Genomic DNA, 19,415 nt, shown 5'->3' on the forward strand with positions numbered 1-19,415 from the left:
TAGGCGTCTTTTCATTCAAGCGAGTTTATCGGTCATGCGTGTTATCCTCGAACGCTCCACTCTCCTCAAATCGCTGAATCACGTTCATCGCGTGGTGGAGAGGCGCAACACGATCCCGATCCTGTCCAACGTCCTGCTGAATGCGGATGGTGGCAGTCTTCAGATGAAGGCGACCGATCTGGACCTCGAGGTTACCGAGGCTGCGGGCGCGAGCATCGAGCAGGCGGGCGCCACCACGGTGCCGGCCCATTTGCTTTACGACATCGTCCGCAAGCTGCCCGACGGCGCTGAGGTGATGTTGAAGACCGATGAAAGCGGCAACGCCATGTCGGTGGTTTCGGGGCGTTCGAGCTTCCGTCTGCAGTGCCTGCCCCAGTCCGATTTTCCGGAACTGTCAGCCGGCAATTTCTCGCACATCTTCCGCCTGGAATCCGAGGCTCTGAAGAACCTCATCGAGAAGACCCAGTTCGCCATCTCCACCGAGGAGACGCGCTATTATCTGAACGGTATCTTCCTCCACACCATAGAGGCGGATGGCGCGCTCAAGCTGCGCTCGGTGGCGACGGACGGTCATCGCCTTGCCCGTGCCGAAATGGAGGCGCCGGCAGGTTCTGAGGGCATGCCAGGTATCATCATCCCACGCAAGACGGTTGGCGAGCTTCAGAAGCTGGTCGACGATCCCGATGTCGCCGTCACCGTGGAGCTCTCCGACACGAAGATCCGCTTCACCATTGGCAGCGTGATCCTGACCTCGAAGCTGATCGACGGCACCTTCCCGGACTATCAGCGCGTCATCCCGACCGGAAACGACAAGGTGCTGCTCATCGACCGGCAGAGCTTTGCCGCGGCAGTGGATCGCGTATCCACCATCTCCTCCGAGCGTGGCCGTGCCGTGAAGCTCGCCATCGCCGAGGGGCAGGTGACGTTGACGGTCAACAATCCCGATTCCGGCAGCGCCACCGAAGAGATCGCCGCCGATTACAGCGCCGATCCCATCGAGATCGGCTTCAACGCGCGCTATCTGCTGGATGTTGCGGCGCAGCTTTCCAGCGAAAGCGCCCGTTTCCTTCTGGCCGATGCCGGTTCGCCCACCCTCATCCAGGATGAGGGCGACAAGAGCGCGCTCTACGTTCTCATGCCGATGCGCGTGTAGGCGCCCTTGGAAAGACCTTGGCCGAACAAGATGCCGGTAAGGGGCGTGCCGCCCAGGTTCATGTCGCAAGGCTCAGCCTGAGCGATTTTCGCAACTATCGCGCCTTGTCGCTGGATTTGCAGCCGGGTGCGGTGGTGCTTACCGGCGAAAACGGTGCCGGCAAGACCAACCTTCTGGAGGCAGTGTCCTTCCTTTCACCGGGACGCGGCCTTCGCCGTGCCACGCTGGAGGATGTCGCCCGCCAGGGGGCTGACAATGGTTTTGCCGTTCATGCCCGGCTCGAAGGAGCGTTCGGCGATTGCGAGATCGGCACGGGCACGGCAGGCGCAACCGTCGCCGAAGGGGCGGGCAGGCGCGTGCGCATCAATGGTGAGACCGCGCGCTCCGCCGACGCTATGCTGGAATGGCTGCGCGTTCTCTGGGTTACCCCGTCCATGGATGCGCTCTTCACCGGGCCTGCCGGTGATCGACGCCGGTTCCTCGACCGGCTGGTGCTTGCCATCGACCCCGCCCATGGACGTCGTGCGCTCGATTATGAAAAAGCCATGCGGGCCCGCAACAGGCTTTTGTCGGAGGATTCCCGCGATGCTGCCTGGTTCGATGCCATCGAGACGCAGATGGCCGAAACCGGCGTGGCGATTGCCGCAGCCCGCGCAGAGATGGTGCGTCTGATTGCGGCGATGAACGAACGCCTGCCGGAAACAGGCCCGTTTCCCAAGGCTGAAATCGCCCTTGAAGGCACCATCGACGAGGCGGTCGGAAATGGGCCGGCAGTGGATGTGGAGGAGATGTTCCGCGCGCTCCTGCGCGATCTGCGTTATCGCGACCGGGCGGCCGGGCGCACTCTTGAAGGGCCGCATCGCAGCGATCTCCTGGTGCGCCATGCGCCGAAGGATATGCCGGCGGCACGATGCTCGACGGGTGAGCAGAAGGCGCTGCTCGTGGGACTGATCCTTGCCCATGCGCGTTTGACCGGTGAGCTGTCGGGATCGGCGCCGGTCCTCCTGCTCGATGAGATTTCCGCCCATTTCGACCCGGACCGCCGCGCTGCGCTCTTCTCCATCCTCGAGGAGCTGAACTGCCAGGCCTTCATGACCGGCACGGAGATATCGCTTTTCAGCGCGCTGGAAGGGCGGGCACAATTCCTCTCCGTATCGGCTGGAGCCATTCTGCCTCGCTGACACGGCATCCTGCGCGCGATAGGATGCCTCGAAGAGACTTTGCGGACATTGGAAGAATTCGTCAGGGGTTCGCACAACCGCACAAAAGCAAGACGATGGAGCGGGTTCGGCGTTTCCATGAAACGATGAACCGTTCCAGAAACCAGAGGACGGATTGCAGCCTTCCTGCAAAGGAAAACGATCCGGTATCGTTATGACACAGAACGAAACCGCCCTGAACGACCAGGAACTGGAGCGTTATGCACGCCACATCGTGCTGCCGGAAATTGGCGGCGCCGGCCAGCAGAAGCTCAAGCGTGCACGGGTGCTCGTAATCGGCGCCGGCGGGCTCGGTGCGCCAGTGCTTCATTATCTCGCCGCAGCCGGCATCGGCACGCTTGGCATCGTCGATGACGATACCGTCTCGCTCTCCAATCTTCAGCGCCAGGTCATTCACGATACCGAGAGTGTAGGCCTGCCGAAGGTCGAGAGCGCAGCTCACGCCATTGGGCGCATCAACCCGCATGTTCAGGTTGAGCAACACGTTATGCGCCTCGGCGAGGCCGAAGCCGCAAGCCTTATCGCCGGCTACGATATGGTGGTGGATGGGTCGGACAATTTTTCCACGCGCTACCTGCTTGCCGATACCTGCGCGGCAGTCGGCCGTCCTCTGGTGACGGCGGCCATCGGTCGTTTCGATGGATCGTTGACGGTCCTCAAGCCTTATGAGTGCGACGCGGAGGGAACGCCGTTTCCCGGCTATCGCGATCTTTTCCCTGAGCCGCCGCCACCGGGCCTCGTGCCAAGCTGTGCGGAAGCCGGCATCGTCGGCGCCCTTGCCGGCGTCATGGGCACGCTGCAGGCCATGGAAGTCATCAAGCTCGTGACCGGCACGGGCGAGCCGCTGATCGGTCGGCTGCTTCTCTACGATGGGCTGGCCGCCCGGTTCCAGACCATCAATTACCGGACGCGCCGGCAAGCGGGAGCGCTCGAAAAAACCGGCTAATTAACCTGCCGTCAAACCGTGCGGGGCAGCACGCGGTCCGGCGGCCGATGGCCGTCGAAGAAGGTGCGGATGTTGATGATCACCTTCTCGCCCATGTCGATGCGGCCTTCGATCGTCGCCGAGCCCATATGCGGCAGGATCACGATCTTGTTTGCCTTGGCGAGCTTTTGAAGCTTTGGGTTCATGGAAGGCTCGTGCTCGAACACGTCGAGCCCGGCGCCCGCGAGTTTTCCTTCATCGATGAGCCGGATAAGTGCTTCCTCGTCGACCACGTCCCCGCGCGCCGTGTTGACGAGGTAGGAGCGCGGCTGCATCAGCTCCAGACGACGGGCCGACAGAAGATGGAAAGTTGCCGGCGTCGAAGGGCAGTTGACGGAAATGATATCCATGCGCGCGAGCATCTGGTCGAGACTGTCCCAATAGGTGGCTTCCAACTCGTCCTCGATAGCCGGCGCAACGCGTTTTCGATTGTGATAGTGGATCGACAGCCCGAAAGCCTTGGCGCGCCGGGCAACAGCCGTGCCGATACGCCCCATGCCCACAATGCCAAGCCGTTTGCCCCAGATGCGGCGCCCGAGCATCCATGTGGGCGACCAGCCGGCCCATTTGCCGCCGCTTTTCAGAAGCTCCGCGCCCTCCGTCAGCCGGCGTGGCACGGCAAGGATGAGGGCCATGGTCATGTCAGCCGTGTCCTCGTTGAGCACATTCGGCGTATTTGTGACGGCGATGCCTTTCTTGGCGGCCGCTGCCACATCGATATTGTCGACGCCATTGCCGAAATTGGCGATCAGCTTCAGCTTTTCGCCGGCTTGTGCGATCAGCGCGGCATCGATGCGGTCGGTAATGGTGGGCACCAGAACGTCGGCTTCCTTCATCGCAGCCACGAGTTCAGGCTGCGTCATCGGCTTGTCGTCGACGTTCAGCTTTGCGTCGAACAATTCGCGCATGCGGGTTTCGACCTGGTCCGGCAGCTTGCGGGTTATGACGACGAGAGGTTTCTTCCTGACGGTCATGGGTTCTCCGAAATAACGCCCTGTTGATACCTCTTTAACCAAGACGCGCGACACTGCAATGCCGAGCCGGGCCGTCCTTTCTCTATCAAGTGGGACCGGCCAAGACAAAGAAAAAGGGCTGGGCAAAAGGATTGGGGACGAGGTCCCCACCACAGACACAGGGTTTCCGGGAGTTCGACGATGCCGGCCTTTGCGCCTATGCGTTCATTGTTAGCCGCTTTCGCCATTGCAGTAGCCGTTGCCGCACCCGCCGCCACGCACGCCGAGGCAAACACCGAACCGAGCGTGAAGACTGGCCCGAGCGGATTGCCGCTGCCGCGTTTCGTCAGTCTCAAGTCCAGCCGCGTCAATATGCGCATCGGCCCCGGACTGAGCTATGCCATCAACTGGCGCTACATGAAGTCCGGCCTGCCGATGGAAATCATCCAGGAATATGACAACTGGCGCCGCGTGCGGGATGCGGATGGTGCAGAAGGCTGGATCAATCAGGCACTGCTCTCAGGACGTCGCACGGGCATTGCCGCTCCCTGGTTCAAGGGCAAGCAGGCGGCCATCGATCTCTATGCCCGCCCCGACAAGGAAGCCCGCACGGTGGTTCAGGTCGAACCCGGCACAGTCGGCTCCATCAAGGCCTGCAACGGGTCGTGGTGCGAGATGGACTTCGCAGGCCACTCGGGCTGGATCGACCAGTCCCTGGTATGGGGCGCCTATCCGGGTGAGAACCTGAAGGACTGAAGCAGTCGGGTTGCGCAGCAACCCTGCGCGCAGCAGATCAGGCGACTTCGCCTGTCTGGGGCATTTTGCAGTCAGGTGGAATCACTTGACGTCTGCATAAATGCGGAAAAACAAAGAGATAGGAAACGGTGAACCGATCTAGCGTATCAATCTGAAAACGAATGGAGCTGCCTTATCGTGGCTGGCGATCAGCGCTTTTTACGCCGCAGCCGCACCACAATATCGACATTGACGATTTCCGTGCCTTCTGGCGGGGAGGGCAGGTTCTTCACCTCCACACGCCCGGACGGAATATCGAAGACGCGGTTTTCATCCTCGATGAAGAAATGATGGTGGTCGGACACATTGGTGTCGAAATAGGTGCGCGCGCCTTCCACCTGGACGATGCGCAGCATACCGGCTTCGGTGAACTGGTGCAGCGTGTTGTAGACGGTGGCAAGGGAGACGGAATATCCGGCTTCCTGCGCTTCTTCGTGGAGGGATTCCGCAGAGATATGACGGTCGCCGGAGGCAAAAAGAAGCTCGCCCAGCGCGATGCGCTGGCGTGTCGGGCGTAAGCCCGCGCCCCGCAGCCGCTCTTCCAGCGGCGTTTCCGTCTCGTCCTGTACAGTTCTCAAGGAAACCGTCCCGTCGTCCGATCCAAAGCCAAACCGCCATGCCGGCGGCCAAATTTTCCTGCTGCCATGACGCTGCCATAGCCTCCAGACATATATTCGGTCGTACGGAAGCGATCAATAGCAGCGGATTTCAGCAAGCCAAAAGTTCAAGACCGGCCAATTTCGCACAACTGCGGTTTCCAGCGGGAAAGAAGCTGTGATAGGGAGGTCCGACAATCAAAATCGGACCCGGATCGAACCGGGCCGTCGACGGGATGGCAATTGATGGCGCAAACGAAGAACAGCTACGACTACGAAGACCTTCTGGCCTGCGGCCGCGGCGAGCTTTTTGGCCCCGGCAATGCGCAGCTTCCGGCCCCGCCGATGCTGATGTTCGACCGCATCACCGATATTCAGGAAGAGGGCGGTGAGTTCGGCAAGGGCTATGTTCGTGCCGAGCTCGACATCAAGCCCGATCTCTGGTTCTTCCCCTGTCACTTCATCGGCAATCCGGTCATGCCGGGCTGTCTTGGCCTTGATGCCATGTGGCAGCTGACGGGCTTTTTCCTTGGCTGGCTTGGCCTGCCGGGCAAGGGCATGGCGCTGTCGACCGGCGAGGTGAAGTTCAAGGGCATGGTCACGCCGACGGTCAAGAAGGTCGAGTACGGCGTCGATTTCAAGCGCGTCATGAAAGGGCGTCTGGTGCTCGGCATCGCCGATGGCTGGCTCAAGGCCGATGGCGAACCCATCTACAAGGCGACGGACCTCCGGGTCGGTCTGGCTCAGCAGGAAGCCTAATTTCAATTCTTGACGGGCGGCCGGAGCCCCGGCCCAAGGAGAGCATATGAGACGCGTCGTCGTTACTGGCCTGGGGATCGTTTCCTCGATCGGCAACAATGCGGACGAGGTGACGGCCTCGCTACGTGAAGCCAAGTCTGGAATCTCCTTCTCGGACGATTTCGCCGAACACGGCTTCCGCTGCCAGGTGTGGGGTGCTCCGACGCTCGATCCGACGGAACTGGTGGATCGCCGCGCCATGCGCTTTCTCTCCAAGGGTGGAGCCTGGAACCACGTGGCGATGGAACAGGCAATTGCCGATTCCGGCCTCGAGGAAGGCGATATCACCAACGAGCGCACCGGTATCATCATGGGCTCTGGCGGCCCCTCCACCCGCACCATCGTGGAAGCCGCACAGACGACGCTTAAAAACAGCTCGCCCAAGCGCATCGGACCGTTCGCCGTGCCGAAGGCCATGTCCTCGACCGCTTCGGCGACGCTGGCCACCTGGTTCAAGATTCACGGTGTGAACTACTCGATCTCGTCGGCCTGCTCGACGTCGGCGCACTGCATCGGCAATGCCGCCGAGATGATCCAGTGGGGCAAGCAGGACGTCATGTTTGCCGGCGGTCACGAAGATCTCGACTGGACCATGTCGAACCTGTTCGACGCGATGGGCGCCATGTCTTCCAAGCACAACGACACTCCGGCCACCGCCTCGCGCGCCTATGACGTCACGCGCGACGGGTTCGTCATCGCCGGCGGCGCGGGCGTTCTGGTTCTGGAAGAGCTGGAGCACGCCAAGGCGCGCGGCGCGAAAATCTATGCCGAACTGACGGGCTATGGCGCGACCTCGGACGGTTACGACATGGTGGCCCCCTCGGGCGAAGGCGCCGTGCGCTGCATGCGCCAGGCCCTCTCCACCGTGAAGGGCGACGTTGATTACATCAACACGCATGGCACGGCGACACCGGTGGGCGATTCGCGCGAAATCGAGGCGATCCGCACCGTTTTCGGCGACAAGGCCCCGCACATCGCCTCCACCAAGTCGCTTACGGGCCATTCGCTTGGTGGCGCCGGCGCACAGGAATCGATCTATTCGATCCTGATGATGCAGGCGGGTTTCATTGGCGAAAGCGCTCATATCACCGAGCTCGATCCCGAATTCGACGGCGTGCCGATTGTGCGCAAACGGATAGACAACGCCAAGATCGATACGGTTCTTTCCAATTCCTTCGGTTTCGGCGGCACCAACGCCACGCTTGTGTTTCAGCGTTACGCAGGTTGAGTAAATGGACGCTTTGATGAAAGGGAAGCGCGGCCTCATCATGGGGGTCGCAAACGATCATTCGATCGCCTGGGGCATCGCCAGGAAGCTGGCCGATGCTGGTGCCGAGTTGGCCTTTACCTATCAGGGAGAGGCTTTCGGCCGCCGCGTCAAGCCACTCGCCGAAAGTGTCGGCTCCTCGCTTCTTTTGCCCTGCGATGTGGAAGATTCCGCATCCATCGACAGTGTCTTCGAGACACTGAAAAAGGAATGGGGATCGCTGGATTTCATCGTTCACGCGATTGGCTTCTCCGACCGCAACGAGCTCAAGGGGCTCTATGCGGACACATCGCGCGAAAACTTCATCCGCACCATGGTGATCTCCTGCTATTCCTTCACCGAGGTGGCCCGCAAGGCTGCCGAGCTGATGACGGATGGTGGTCAGATGCTGACGCTCACCTATGCGGGTTCCGTGCGGGTGATGCCGAATTACAATGTCATGGGTGTCGCCAAGGCGGCGCTTGAGGCCAGCGTTCGTTACCTGGCGAGTGACTATGGCCCGCGCAATATCCGCGTGAACGCCATTTCGGCCGGTCCGGTGCGCACGCTGGCGGGCGCTGGAATTTCCGATGCGCGCTACATGTTCTCCTACCAGCAGCGCAACGCGCCGCTGCGCCGCACGGTCAATATCGACGAGATCGGCGGATCGGCGCTTTATCTTCTGTCGGACCTGTCTTCCGGTGTCACTGGCGAGATCCATTATGTGGATTCGGGCTACAACACCGTTTCCATGCCTGTGATGGAAGAACTGAAGCGCATGAGCGAGGCGGCAGGGGACTAATACGCCTGTTGCCTGTGCGATAGGCTTGTCGAGACACGAGGGTGCCGGTCGCTATTTCCGCGCCCACAGCACTTTGAACGTGCCATCGCGCAGCAATTCGCCATGCGCGGAAAAGTGTTTGGAAAGCATCTCCTCATAGGGCAGCGGCCGATTAGCGACTAGAAAAAGCTTCCCGCGAGGCTTTAGCGCCCTGGCCGCCGACACGATCATCTGCTGTCCCATGTCAGGTTCCGCTGCACGGCTGCGGTGAAAGGGCGGGTTCATCAAAATGGCGTCATAGCGTTCGGATACCTCTTCTCCGAGCAGGTCGTGCCAGAAGAACCGAGCAGGCATCTGTGGCGCGTGCGCCGCCATGTTGCGCCGTGCTGCTTCCAGGGAGGCGTGGTGCGCCTCGTAGAGATCGACGGACTGGATTCCCGGGCAGCGCCCGGCAGATGCTACGGAGAGGAAACCCCAGCCGGCGGCGAAATCGGCGATTTTTCCAGAAAGGTCTTCGGGCAGGCAGGAGGCGAGAAGCGCCGACCCGGCGTCAATGCCGTCGTCCGAGAAACCTCCCGCAACGGTGGCGAAGCCATCCGCCTCGCCGTTGAAATCTCCAAGCGAAGCAAGAACCGCCGCATCGGGCGCGACCGGGCGGCGAAGCCAGAAAACCACGCCATGATGCTTGGAGGCGTGGTCCTCGATGCCGAGCAATTCCTCCACGCGTTTACGCAGGCTACCGCCGCCATCCTTCTTGGCCGTGGCGGCAACGATCAAACCACCGGCCTTCGTGCGCTTGAGCGCTTCGGCCAGCCGGGCTTCGTTCTCGCGCCGGTGTCGACCGCAAAGCACGAGCGTCATGTCGTAGTTCTCGCCCGTTGCTTCAGGCGTCACTGCGAACCCGGCGCGCTCAAGCGCCAGATAATCCGGGCGAAAACCCTGCACCATGGACAATCGGCCGGCAAAGTCTTCCGGCAGGCGCAGGCTTCCCGGCGCTCCGATGAACAGCACGCGGTCTTGTCCTGAAGGCGGTTCGACAAGGCCGCGCTCGAAGGGAAACAGCAAGGTGGGAAGTGGCGTATCGTTCATCGGAATATCTATGGAACTTTGCACATGGGATGCTCGGGGGCACGAAATGGCCCCGATACAAAAACGGGCAAATGGAGGAAGGGTCAGCCTTCGGCGTCCTCGTCAGCCTCTTCCTTCTTCTTCTTTTCCTGCACGATCTCCGTGCCGGTCTCCTGATCGACGACCTTCATGGAGAGGCGCACCTTGCCGCGCTCGTCGAAGCCCATGAGCTTCACGAACACCTTGTCGCCTTCCTTCACCACATCGGTGGTCTTGGCAACGCGCTCGGATGCGAGCTGGGAGATGTGGACCAGGCCGTCACGCGGGCCGAAGAAGTTCACGAAAGCGCCGAAATCGGCGGTCTTCACGACTGTGCCCTCGTAGATCTCGCCCACTTCCGGCTCTGCCGTAATGGAATGGATCCACTTGCGCGCAGCCTCGATCTCCTTGGCATTGGAAGAGGCGATCTTCACCGTGCCGTCGTCCTCGATATTGATCTTGGCGCCGGTCTTCTCGACGATCTCGCGGATGACCTTGCCGCCGGAGCCGATCACGTCGCGGATCTTGTCGGTCGGGATGTTCATGACCTCGATGCGCGGCGCGAATTCGCCGAGCTCGCCACGGCTTTCCGCAAGAGCCTTGCTCATCTCGCCGAGAATATGCAGACGACCGCCCTTGGCCTGTTCGAGAGCGATCTTCATGATCTCCTCGGTGATGCCGTCGATCTTGATGTCCATCTGCAACGAGGTGATGCCCTCGTCGGTGCCGGCCACCTTGAAGTCCATGTCGCCGAGGTGATCCTCATCGCCCAGAATGTCTGAGAGAACTGCGAAGCGCTCCTCTTCCTTGATCAGGCCCATGGCGATACCGGCAACCGGCTTGGCCAGCGGCACGCCCGCATCCATCAGCGCCAGCGAGGTGCCGCAGACGGTGGCCATCGAGGACGAGCCGTTGGACTCGGTGATCTCGGAGACGACGCGCAGCGTGTAGGGGAACTGATCGGAGGCCGGCAGCATCGGGTGGATGGCGCGCCAGGCAAGCTTGCCGTGGCCGATCTCGCGGCGACCGGGCGAGCCCATGCGGCCCGTCTCGCCGACGGAGTAGGGCGGGAAGTTGTAGTGAAGGAGGAAGGATTCCTTGTAGGTGCCGGTCAGCGAGTCGATGAACTGCTCATCCTCGCCAGTACCGAGCGTGGCAACCACCAGCGCCTGCGTTTCGCCACGCGTGAACAGCGCCGAACCGTGCGTGCGGGGCAGGACGCCCACTTCCGAAACGATGGGGCGGACGGTGGAAAGGTCGCGGCCATCGATGCGGTTACCGGTATCGAGGATGTTCCAGCGGACGATCTTCGCCTGCAGGCTCTTGAAGACCGTGTTGACCTGCTCGGTCGACCACTTGGTCTCTTCCTCGCCTTCCGGCAGGAAGGTTGCCTTCACCTTCGCCTTGGCGGCGTCAACGGCATCGTAACGCTGCTGCTTGTCGGTGATCTTGTAGGCATCGCGCAGGTCGTTCTCGACAACCTTCAGCATCTCGCCTTCGAGCTCGGAGAGGTCGGCGGCGGAGAAATCGCGCGGCTCCTTGGCCGCCACTTCGGCAAGCTTGATGATTGCGTCGATGACCGGCTGGAAGTTCTTGTGGCCGAACATGACGGCGCCGAGCATGACGTCCTCGGGCAGCTGCTGGGCTTCCGATTCCACCATGAGGACGGCTTCACCCGTACCGGCGACGACGAGGTCGAGCTTGGTCTCTTCCATCTCGTCGACATGCGGGTTGAGGATGTATTCGCCGCCGATATAGCCGACGCGGGCCGCGCCGATCGGGCCCATGAAGGGCACGCCCGAAAGCGTGAGCGCGGCGGAGGCGGCGACCATCGACACGATGTCCGGATCATTTTCCAGATCGTGCTGCAGAACGGTGATAATGACCTGGGTGTCGTTCTTGTAGCCGTCGACGAAGAGCGGGCGGATCGGGCGGTCGATCAGGCGGGAGACCAGTGTCTCCTTCTCGCTCGGGCGGCCTTCACGCTTGAAATAGCCGCCGGGAATCTTGCCGGCCGCGAAGGTCTTTTCCTGGTAGTTGACGGTCAGAGGGAAAAAATCGAAGCCGGGCTTGGGCTCCTTGGCGGAGACCACGGTGGCGAGAACGACCGTCTCACCATAGGTGGCGAGAACGGCGCCGTCGGCCTGACGGGCGATCTTGCCGGTTTCCAGAACGAGCGGACGACCGCCCCATTCGATTTCGACTTTATGGTGCTTGAACATATCTTGTCCTTTTACGCCGGAACCGCGCGCTGCGCTTGGCTGCACACGCTTCCGGACTTGGCTTCATTTTTCTGGACGAGCCACGGGCAAGACAACGGGAGGCTCGGGTTCCGGCCTTCGCCGGCCGCAAGCATCCTGCAATCCTGCCCCATGACCTGTCCGTCGGGGCCCCGGCTTTCCTGCCTTGTTTGCATGAGGTCGGCCCGACAGGGCACATCCGGGATCATGCTTCAGGCCGGAGCCGAAGGGCATGCGCTCAGCCGCCTGCCCAAATGCAACCGGCGGACACCGCAGGTGTCCGCCGGTCAAACGCTTAGCGCCGCAGACCGAGCTTCTCGATCAGCGTCTGATAGCGGCCTTCGTCTTTCTTCTTGAGATAGTCCAGAAGGCGGCGACGCTGCGACACGAGCTTCAGGAGACCACGACGGGAATGGTTATCCTTCTTGTGGTCCTTGAAATGCTCGGTGAGGTTCTTGATCCGCTCGCTCAGGATCGCGACCTGGACTTCCGGCGAACCGGTGTCACCCTGGGTCGTGGCGAATTCCTTGAGCAAATCCTGTTTGCGCTCTGCAGTAATCGACATCGTGTTTCCTTTCTTGGAATTGTGGGAAAAGGGGACGCCCTCAGCCGGGATGTCGTCCAGCCGGGGCCGCTTCACAATGCGGTCAAACCGCAATGTTGGCCGGCATATAAGCGAAAACGGACATAATTACCAGCCCAAACCGCGCCGCTCCCTTGCGTGGAGCCACGGCGACGGCGCCGACCATACGCCGTCAATCCGCATTGGCATCGTCGGGATGCTTCGGTTTGGCGCTTTCGGGAACCAGCCGTTCCACCGGAATCGCGAAGATACATTCCAGCCCGTCGCGATGGAACACGCGCGAGATGTCGGCATCCAGCGTTCCACCCACCATGCGCTCGATGATTTCTGTGCCGAAACCGCGTCGTCCGGTGCGCCTGCGAAGACGCGGCACCCGCTCGCGCCAGACCAGTTTCAGTGTGTCGTCCTCGACTTTCCAGGAAAGGTCGAGACTTCCGGTATCTGAAGCGAAGGCTCCGTATTTGGACGCGTTGGTCGCCAGCTCGTGGATCGCCAGACCGATGGTCTGCGCGGGCTGGTTCCCGAGCCTGAAGCGAGGTCCTTCCATCGTCATTCGTTCGGGATCCTCCGGCCGGAACGGATTGATCTGGGCGGAAAGCAATTCTCTCAGCTCGACGCCCGCCGCTCCGCCCGCGATGAGGAGATCCGTGGAGCGGGCCAACCCGTAGAGGCGCTTCTGGAAAGTATCGTGGAAGGCGGCAAAGCTGCGCGCATTGCGCGCGGTCTGCTTGGCCATGGAGGCGACGACAGTAAGCTGGTTCTTCGAGCGGTGAGCCACCTCCCGCATGAGAAGCCGGATTTCGTTTTCGGCCTGTTGCCGGTCGATAGCGGCTTCCGAGAGCGCGGTGGAGACGGTTGCCACCTCGGCGATGGGGTATTCGATGGCCTGCACCGTCTCGCCGGCGCCAAGACGCCTTGCATCCCGCGCAAGACGGCGGACAGGGCCGGCGATCTGCCGTCCGAGCAGCCATGCCGCGAGCGTGCCGATGGTGATGACGAGTATGCCACCGATGATCAGCATGCGCAGCGAGCGGCGCATCGGCTCCTCGACGGTGTCCGTCGATGCCCACACCACGGCCTTCCATCCGCTGTAGATGGATTCATCGACAATGGCGATATAGGTGTCGCCCTTTGCGTCCTCGGCAGGCCGTGCGCCGCGGTAGCGACCGGCGCCGCCGATATCGAGGAAGAACTTTTCGCCAATCTTCGAATCTTGGGAAGAAGAGGCGATCACCAGACCGTTCTGATCGACAAGGGAGGCATTCCAGCCACCGCGCAATATCTGCTGCGAAAGCGTGTCGGCCAGCGAGGAAGCGTTGCGCGTCATCACCATGAGGCGCGAAGGGCCACTGTCGGGCACATAGGGCAGCAGAACATTAAAGACCCAGTTCTGCGAGGTCTTGCCGAAGAACACGCCTGAAACCGTTTTGCCGGGGTTCTGCCGTGCGGCGCGTGCGGATTCGGGATCGGAGGTCGGCCCGAGCGGTGTACCGAAGGGCACACGCGTGTTGAGAAGCTGGTTCAGGTTTTCATCGAGAAGCAGGAAATAGGTCCCGGTGCCTGCAAGCGCGAGGCGGGAGCGCTCGTAGAAATCTTCCAGGTCGCTGTCGGAGAGCGATGGTGTGGTGGAAAGGACCCGCAGGGTGGTCGCCATGCCGCTCAATTCGCGGTCGATCGCTTCCACGATCGAGCCCGCCATGGCCTCGGCGAGTGTGGTCACCACCTCGTTCTGCGCTTCATTGTTGCGCTGGAGCAGAACGACCGATACGCCAATGGCGGGAATAACCGTGACGGCGATCAGAAGCAGAAGATAAAGGCTGATAGGCTTTGGCCCGGAGAGCGCGGATCGCAATCGTTCGGCAAAGCCGGGCTCGTTTTCGATCCTGTCCTTGTTCGTCACCCGGTTCCTTGAATGCATGCAGCCCCGTCCCTCGCTTCGCCGGGCAGAACCGAAGCCTGCATACCCTTCCGACGCCATGATCGCATGAGTCGTTGCGGTCGGAATTGCCGACCGTCGCGCATCATGCTCCAAGGCTCATAATGCACCAAACGTCAAAGGGTTGCGTGGTGCGGATAAAAAACCGCCCATGCCGCTGCCGGTCTGGCTTGCCGCGATCAGGCGCCGAAAACGCGTTTCGGCTTGAACATGCCTGCTTCCACCATGCCGAGCGCGACAAGGCGTCCGCGTGCGCTCGCCCATGCTTCCGGCGCTTCTGCCGGAGCATCGCGCCCGCGCACGATTACAGGGTTTCCAAGCCGGATGCGTGCTGCCGCATCGTCGTTCACCGCGATTTCGGGCAGCCCTTCGAGAGCGGTCGCGATATCGAGGAGAAAGGCATCGAGGCCGGAAAAGTCGGCGGCTTCCGAATGCGCGGTCTCTGCTGCTTTTTCGAGCGCTGGGAGTTCGACGAATTGTTGGGGCGTGAAGGGATAGACCTCGGTGCGGCGCAAGTCGGCGATATGGCCATAGCAGCCGAGATCGCGCCCCATGTCGCGCGCAAGGCTGCGCACATAGGTGCCCTTGCCGCATTCGATCTCGAAAACCGCTTTCTCGCCGTCGAAGGAGACCAGGTCGAGCCGTCCGACCTCGATCTCGCGCGCCGCGAGTTCCACCGTCTCCCCTTCTCGGGCAAGGTCGTATGCGCGCTCGCCGCCGATCTTGATGGCGGAAAACTGCGGCGGCGTCTGCATGATGATACCGGTATAGCGCGGCAGGAGCTGGCGGATGTCCTCCTCGCTCGGGCGCTTGTCTGAAGTCTTGGTCACGGGGCCTTCCAGATCGTCCGTGCTGCGCTCCTCACCCCAGGCCACGGTGAAGCGATAGACTTTCGCGCCTTCCATGACGAAGGGGACCGTCTTTGTGGCGTCTCCCAGCGCGATGGGCAGCATGCCGGAGGCGAGGGGATCGAGCGTGCCTGCATGGCCGGCCTTTTCGGCCTTGAACAGCCACTTGATCTTGGACACGGCTTCGGTCGAGCCCATGCCCGCCGGCTTGTCGAGGATCAGCCAGCCATTGACTGGACGGCCCTTTTTCTTTCCGCGTCGCGCCATTACTGGTCGTCCCCTTGCTCATCCTCGTGCTTCAGGTCGCGCGCCACTTCGGGCGACCTCAGAAGGCGGTCGATCTTGTTGAAGTTCTCGAAACTGTCGTCGAAGCGGAACCGCAGTTGCGGCATGTATTTCATCTGCCGCAGCGCGGGCGTGATGCGCCCGCGAATGAAACGGGCATGCTTGTTGAGCGCCGCGATAACGGCATCCTTGTCGCCTGAGCCGAGCGGCGACACGTAGGCTGTTGCGATCTTGAGGTCTGGCGACATGCGCACCTCCGATACGGAGATCACCGTGCTCTCGATGACATCGTCGGAAATCTCACCGCGTTGCAGCATCTGTGCGATTGCGTGACGCACCTGCTCGCCGACCCGGAGCTGGCGTTGGGATGGAGCTGAAGACGACATGGAAAAACCCCCTTGGCGGGCAAGCTCTGTTCGATCCGTTTGGATGATACCGGAAAATCATGGCGCCGGGCAGGCGCGGGTCCAGGCGAGGAAGGCAGGGCAGCTACGGCGTCCTGCGCCCATTCGGGCACAAGGGATGCTGCAGGTTCTTAAATCTGCACATCGGCCCGAAAACCGTTTCCGATTTTCGGGCCGATGCGTAAATGCCCTGCCCCTGAAACGCGTCTGGAACGAGGATCAGAGCGTGCGGGTGACGTGCTCGACGCGGAACGCCTCGATGACATCGCCGGCGCGGATATCCTCGTAATTCTCGAAGGCCATGCCGCATTCCTGACCGGCAGGCACTTCCGAGACTTCGTCCTTGAAGCGCTTCAGCGTCTTCAGCTTGCCTTCGTGGATCACGACGTTGTCGCGGATCAGGCGAACGCCCGCACCACGCTCCACCTTGCCCTCGGTGACCCGGCAGCCGGCAACCTTGCCGACCTTCGAGACGTTGAACACCTCGAGAATTTCGGCATTGCCGAGGAAGGTCTCGCGGCGCTCGGGCGACAGGAGGCCGGACATGGCGGCTTTGATGTCGTCTACGAGGTCATAGATGATGTTGTAGTAGCGGATCTCGATGCCGGCCGCTTCGGAGGCGTCGCGCGCCTGCTTGTTGGCACGGACGTTGAAGCCGATAATGGCCGCACCCGAGGTTTCCGCCAGCGACACGTCGCTCTCGGTGATGGCGCCGGCACCCGAATGGACGATGCGCGCCTGCACTTCGTCATTGCCAAGCTTCTCAAGCGCCCCTGCAATGGCTTCGATGGAACCCTGCACATCACCCTTGATGATGAGGGGGAATTCCTTGAGGCCGCTGCTCTGGAGCTGTGTCATCATCTGTTCGAGCGAACCGCGCTGGCCGGCCTGACGAGCCACGGACTTCTCACGTGCCAGCCGCTGACGGTATTCGGAGATTTCGCGGGCACGTGCTTCGTTCTCGACCACCGCAAAGCGATCGCCAGCCTGAGGCGGCCCCTGAAGGCCGAGAATTTCGACCGGCATGGAGGGCGGAGCCTCCTTCACCTGCTCGCCGCGGTCATTGACCAGGGCGCGCACGCGGCCCCACTCATTACCGGCGACGATGATGTCGCCCGTCTTGAGCGTACCGGTCTGCACGAGAACCGTCGCGACCGAACCGCGGCCACGGTCGAGCTTCGCCTCAATGACCACGCCTTCAGCGGTGCGGTCAGGATTGGCCTTGAGCTCAAGCACCTCGGACTGGAGCAGAATGGCTTCCAGCAATTTGTCGAGATTGAGCTTCTTGGTGGCGGACACCTCGACATCGAGCACGTCGCCGCCCATGGATTCCACGAACACCTCGTGCTGCAGCAGCTCGGTGCGCACCTTCTGGGCATTGGCTTCCGGCTTGTCGATCTTGTTGATCGCCACGATGATCGGAACACCCGCCGCCTTGGCGTGGTTGATGGATTCGATGGTCTGCGGCATCACGCTGTCGTCGGCCGCCACCACCAGAATGGCGATATCGGTCGCTTCGGCACCGCGTGCACGCATTGCCGTAAAGGCGGCGTGGCCGGGCGTATCGATGAAGGTGATGGTCTGGCCATCCTGCTCCACCTGATAGGCACCGATATGCTGTGTGATGCCACCGGCCTCGCCCGAAACAACGTTTGCCTGACGGATGGCGTCGAGCAGCGAGGTCTTGCCGTGGTCGACGTGGCCCATGATGGTGACCACCGGCGGACGCCCCTTCAGATCCTCGGCCTTGTCCTGAATATCGAACAGACCTTCCTCGACATCCGATTCAGCGACGCGCTTCACCGTATGGCCGAATTCGTTTGCCACCAGTTCGGCGGTGTCGGCGTCGATCACGTCGCCGGGCTTCAGCATCTGCCCCTGCTTCATGAAGAACTTGATGACGTCCACGGCCCGCTCGGTCATGCGCTGGGCGAGTTCCTGGATCGTGATCGTCTCCGGCAGGATGACTTCGCGTGCAATCTTCTCGCGCTGTTCCTGATGCTGCGCGCGGCGGAATTTCTCCTGCCGGCGGCGCATGGAGGAAAGCGAGCGACCGCGTGCTTCGCCATCGTCGGAAAGCGCGGTGTTGAGCGTCAGCTTGCCGCGGCGGCGCTGGTCGTCGCCGCGCGTCTTTGCTGGACGGGCAGGGTCGACCTTGGTGGGAGCCACGCGCTTGACCGGCAGGCCCTTGCTCTTCGGCTTGCCCTCGTCGTCATCGTCCTCGCCGGCCTGTGTTGCGGCCCGCTTCGGCGGCTGGGCCGTGGGTTCCTCGGCCTTCTCAGGCGCGGAAGGTGCACGGCGCTGCGCTTCTTCCTCGGCGCGGGCACGGGCTTCGGCTTCAGCCTTGAGGCGCTCTTCTTCCTCGGCCTGGCGGCGTGCGGATTCCTCGCGCTCGCGCTGGCGGCGCTCTTCTTCCTCGGCGCGGCGCTTGGCTTCCTCGACGGCGCGCTGGCGTTCTTCCGCTTCGCGAACCTTCGAGTCCTGAAGGGCGCGGCGGCGGGCCTCCATTTCACCCTTCGACAGATCGTTCAGAACGACGCCGGAACGGTCGGGTTGCGGCTGCCGCGGGCGCTCGCGCACATTCGACTGTGGCTGCGGCGTCACCTGCGGGCGCGGCTTGGGAGCCGGCGCAGGCGCCACCGGCGCTGCGGCCACCGGTTCGTCGGGGCGCGAGAATTTACGCTTCTTCGTTTCGACAACGACAGACTTCGAGCGTCCATGCGAGAAATTCTGGCGCACGGTGCCCTGTTCGACCGAGGGCCGCTTCAGCGTCAGCGTCTTCTTGGGGTTGACGCTCAGCGTCTTGTCGTCACCGCTTTTCGTATCCGTCATTCCACATCCTCTGCGGTGCCTGTCGCAACCGCTTCCGGGTTTTGAGCGAAATCGCCTCGAAAATATTCGAGCGCCATCACGCGTTTCAGCGCCGCCTTGCCCGCGTCCCGCCCGAACACGGCAGCATGTATCACATTTGTGGCCCCCAATGCCAAACTCAATTCCGGCTCGGAGAAGAGTTTGTATGCCGGCATATCGGGTCCGCCCATATGGACGACTGCGCGCCGGGCTGCAGTAATCTTGCGCACGCCATCTTCGGAGGCTTCACGGGCATGCAGAACGGCAAAAGCCTTGCCGCTGCGCACCGCCGCCTCGACCTTCGCCGCACCCAATGCCACGGCACCGGCCTTGCGCGCAAGCCCAAGCGCGCCAAGAGCCGCTTTTGAGAGCAGTTCATCGACCAGACCGCCGAGATTTTCCGGCGGCTTTGCCGGCGCCTTCAGGGCGCGGGCGAAAAGATTTTTGTCTGCCGCCTTGTCGACGAGAGCGCGGTCTGCCGTAACCCAGCAGCCTCTTCCGGGAAGATTACGCTTCAGATCCGGAACGACCATACCGTCCGGTCCGGCGACGAACCTGATGAGGTTCTCCGCCGGTTGCGCCTTGCGCGTGACGATGCATGTGCGGTCGTTCATGTCTTCCACGATGTCTCCCGG

Annotated in this window: 17 protein-coding genes; 7 read left to right on the forward strand and 10 right to left on the reverse strand. The window is 62.0% G+C overall.

Features of this window, described 5'->3' with window-relative positions; genetic code table 11:
* The first annotated feature begins 34 nt into the window (after positions 1-34).
* The 3 genes from dnaN to NA8A_RS01390 all read left to right on the forward strand — a co-directional run bounded on the left by dnaN (position 35) and on the right by NA8A_RS01390 (position 3,319).
* The gene (gene dnaN / locus NA8A_RS01380; protein ID WP_009449426.1) at positions 35-1,153 is read left to right on the forward strand and encodes a DNA polymerase III subunit beta; all 1,119 of its coding nucleotides are present in this window, start codon (positions 35-37) and stop codon (positions 1,151-1,153) included.
* Between the two features lie 17 nt (positions 1,154-1,170).
* Entirely contained in the window at positions 1,171-2,334 is a 1,164-nt protein-coding gene (recF, locus tag NA8A_RS01385; protein ID WP_009449427.1) for a DNA replication/repair protein RecF, read from the forward strand.
* Positions 2,335-2,527: 193 nt separating this feature from the next.
* Positions 2,528-3,319: a molybdopterin-synthase adenylyltransferase MoeB gene (locus NA8A_RS01390; protein ID WP_009449428.1), complete on the forward strand. Its 792-nt coding sequence runs from the start codon at positions 2,528-2,530 to the stop codon at positions 3,317-3,319.
* An 11-nt stretch (positions 3,320-3,330) separates the two neighbouring features.
* Here NA8A_RS01390 and NA8A_RS01395 read toward each other — a convergent pair whose 3' ends face one another.
* Complete coding sequence (locus NA8A_RS01395; protein WP_009449429.1) at positions 3,331-4,332, reverse strand: 2-hydroxyacid dehydrogenase; 1,002 nt, start codon at positions 4,330-4,332, stop codon at positions 3,331-3,333.
* A 180-nt stretch (positions 4,333-4,512) separates the two neighbouring features.
* Between NA8A_RS01395 and NA8A_RS01400 the strand changes: the two genes are divergently transcribed.
* Complete coding sequence (locus NA8A_RS01400) at positions 4,513-5,067, forward strand: SH3 domain-containing protein (protein ID WP_009449430.1); 555 nt, start codon at positions 4,513-4,515, stop codon at positions 5,065-5,067.
* Between the two features lie 188 nt (positions 5,068-5,255).
* On the opposite strand, the gene irrA is transcribed toward NA8A_RS01400, so the two are convergent.
* Complete coding sequence (gene irrA, locus NA8A_RS01405; protein WP_009449431.1) at positions 5,256-5,684, reverse strand: iron response transcriptional regulator IrrA; 429 nt, start codon at positions 5,682-5,684, stop codon at positions 5,256-5,258.
* Between the two features lie 264 nt (positions 5,685-5,948).
* Here irrA and fabA point away from each other — a divergent pair, with 264 nt between their 5' ends.
* The 3 genes from fabA to fabI are packed head-to-tail and all read left to right on the forward strand — an operon-like array spanning position 5,949 to position 8,548.
* Positions 5,949-6,461 carry a 3-hydroxyacyl-[acyl-carrier-protein] dehydratase FabA gene (gene fabA / locus NA8A_RS01410; protein ID WP_009449432.1) on the forward strand — a complete coding sequence of 171 codons (513 nt, stop codon included), beginning with the start codon at positions 5,949-5,951 and terminating at the stop codon, positions 6,459-6,461.
* A 46-nt stretch (positions 6,462-6,507) separates the two neighbouring features.
* Entirely contained in the window at positions 6,508-7,728 is a 1,221-nt protein-coding gene (gene fabB / locus NA8A_RS01415; protein ID WP_009449433.1) for a beta-ketoacyl-ACP synthase I, read from the forward strand.
* Between the two features lie 4 nt (positions 7,729-7,732).
* Positions 7,733-8,548, forward strand: coding sequence for an enoyl-ACP reductase FabI (gene fabI, locus NA8A_RS01420; protein WP_009449434.1), 816 nt, complete (start codon positions 7,733-7,735; stop codon positions 8,546-8,548).
* A gap of 51 nt (positions 8,549-8,599) precedes the next feature.
* Here fabI and NA8A_RS01425 read toward each other — a convergent pair whose 3' ends face one another.
* The 8 genes from NA8A_RS01425 to NA8A_RS01465 all read right to left on the reverse strand — a co-directional run bounded on the left by NA8A_RS01425 (position 8,600) and on the right by NA8A_RS01465 (position 19,394).
* The gene (locus NA8A_RS01425) at positions 8,600-9,616 is read right to left on the reverse strand and encodes a class I SAM-dependent methyltransferase (protein ID WP_009449435.1); all 1,017 of its coding nucleotides are present in this window, start codon (positions 9,614-9,616) and stop codon (positions 8,600-8,602) included.
* Between the two features lie 83 nt (positions 9,617-9,699).
* Positions 9,700-11,856 (reverse strand): polyribonucleotide nucleotidyltransferase, encoded by a 2,157-nt coding sequence (gene pnp, locus NA8A_RS01430; RefSeq protein ID WP_009449436.1) that lies wholly within the window; start codon positions 11,854-11,856, stop codon positions 9,700-9,702.
* A gap of 313 nt (positions 11,857-12,169) precedes the next feature.
* A complete protein-coding gene (gene rpsO / locus NA8A_RS01440) occupies positions 12,170-12,439 on the reverse strand; it encodes a 30S ribosomal protein S15 (RefSeq protein WP_009449438.1) in 270 nt (89 codons plus the stop codon).
* 190 nt (positions 12,440-12,629) lie between these two features.
* Complete coding sequence (locus NA8A_RS01445) at positions 12,630-14,375, reverse strand: sensor histidine kinase (protein ID WP_009449439.1); 1,746 nt, start codon at positions 14,373-14,375, stop codon at positions 12,630-12,632.
* A gap of 197 nt (positions 14,376-14,572) precedes the next feature.
* Positions 14,573-15,508 carry a tRNA pseudouridine(55) synthase TruB gene (gene truB / locus NA8A_RS01450; protein WP_009449440.1) on the reverse strand — a complete coding sequence of 312 codons (936 nt, stop codon included), beginning with the start codon at positions 15,506-15,508 and terminating at the stop codon, positions 14,573-14,575.
* Positions 15,508-15,912: a 30S ribosome-binding factor RbfA gene (gene rbfA, locus NA8A_RS01455; protein ID WP_040671499.1), complete on the reverse strand. Its 405-nt coding sequence runs from the start codon at positions 15,910-15,912 to the stop codon at positions 15,508-15,510. The genes truB and rbfA overlap by 1 nt, the downstream gene beginning before the upstream one ends.
* 237 nt (positions 15,913-16,149) lie before the next feature.
* Positions 16,150-18,762 carry a translation initiation factor IF-2 gene (gene infB / locus NA8A_RS01460; protein WP_009755607.1) on the reverse strand — a complete coding sequence of 871 codons (2,613 nt, stop codon included), beginning with the start codon at positions 18,760-18,762 and terminating at the stop codon, positions 16,150-16,152.
* A complete protein-coding gene (locus NA8A_RS01465; protein WP_009755608.1) occupies positions 18,759-19,394 on the reverse strand; it encodes an RNA-binding protein in 636 nt (211 codons plus the stop codon). Before NA8A_RS01465 ends, infB begins: the two co-directional genes overlap by 4 nt.
* Positions 19,395-19,415: the final 21 nt, after the last annotated feature.

Origin of the sequence: Nitratireductor indicus C115 (assembly GCF_000300515.1) — a bacterium.
In the GTDB taxonomy this organism is placed as follows: domain Bacteria; phylum Pseudomonadota; class Alphaproteobacteria; order Rhizobiales; family Rhizobiaceae; genus Nitratireductor; species Nitratireductor indicus.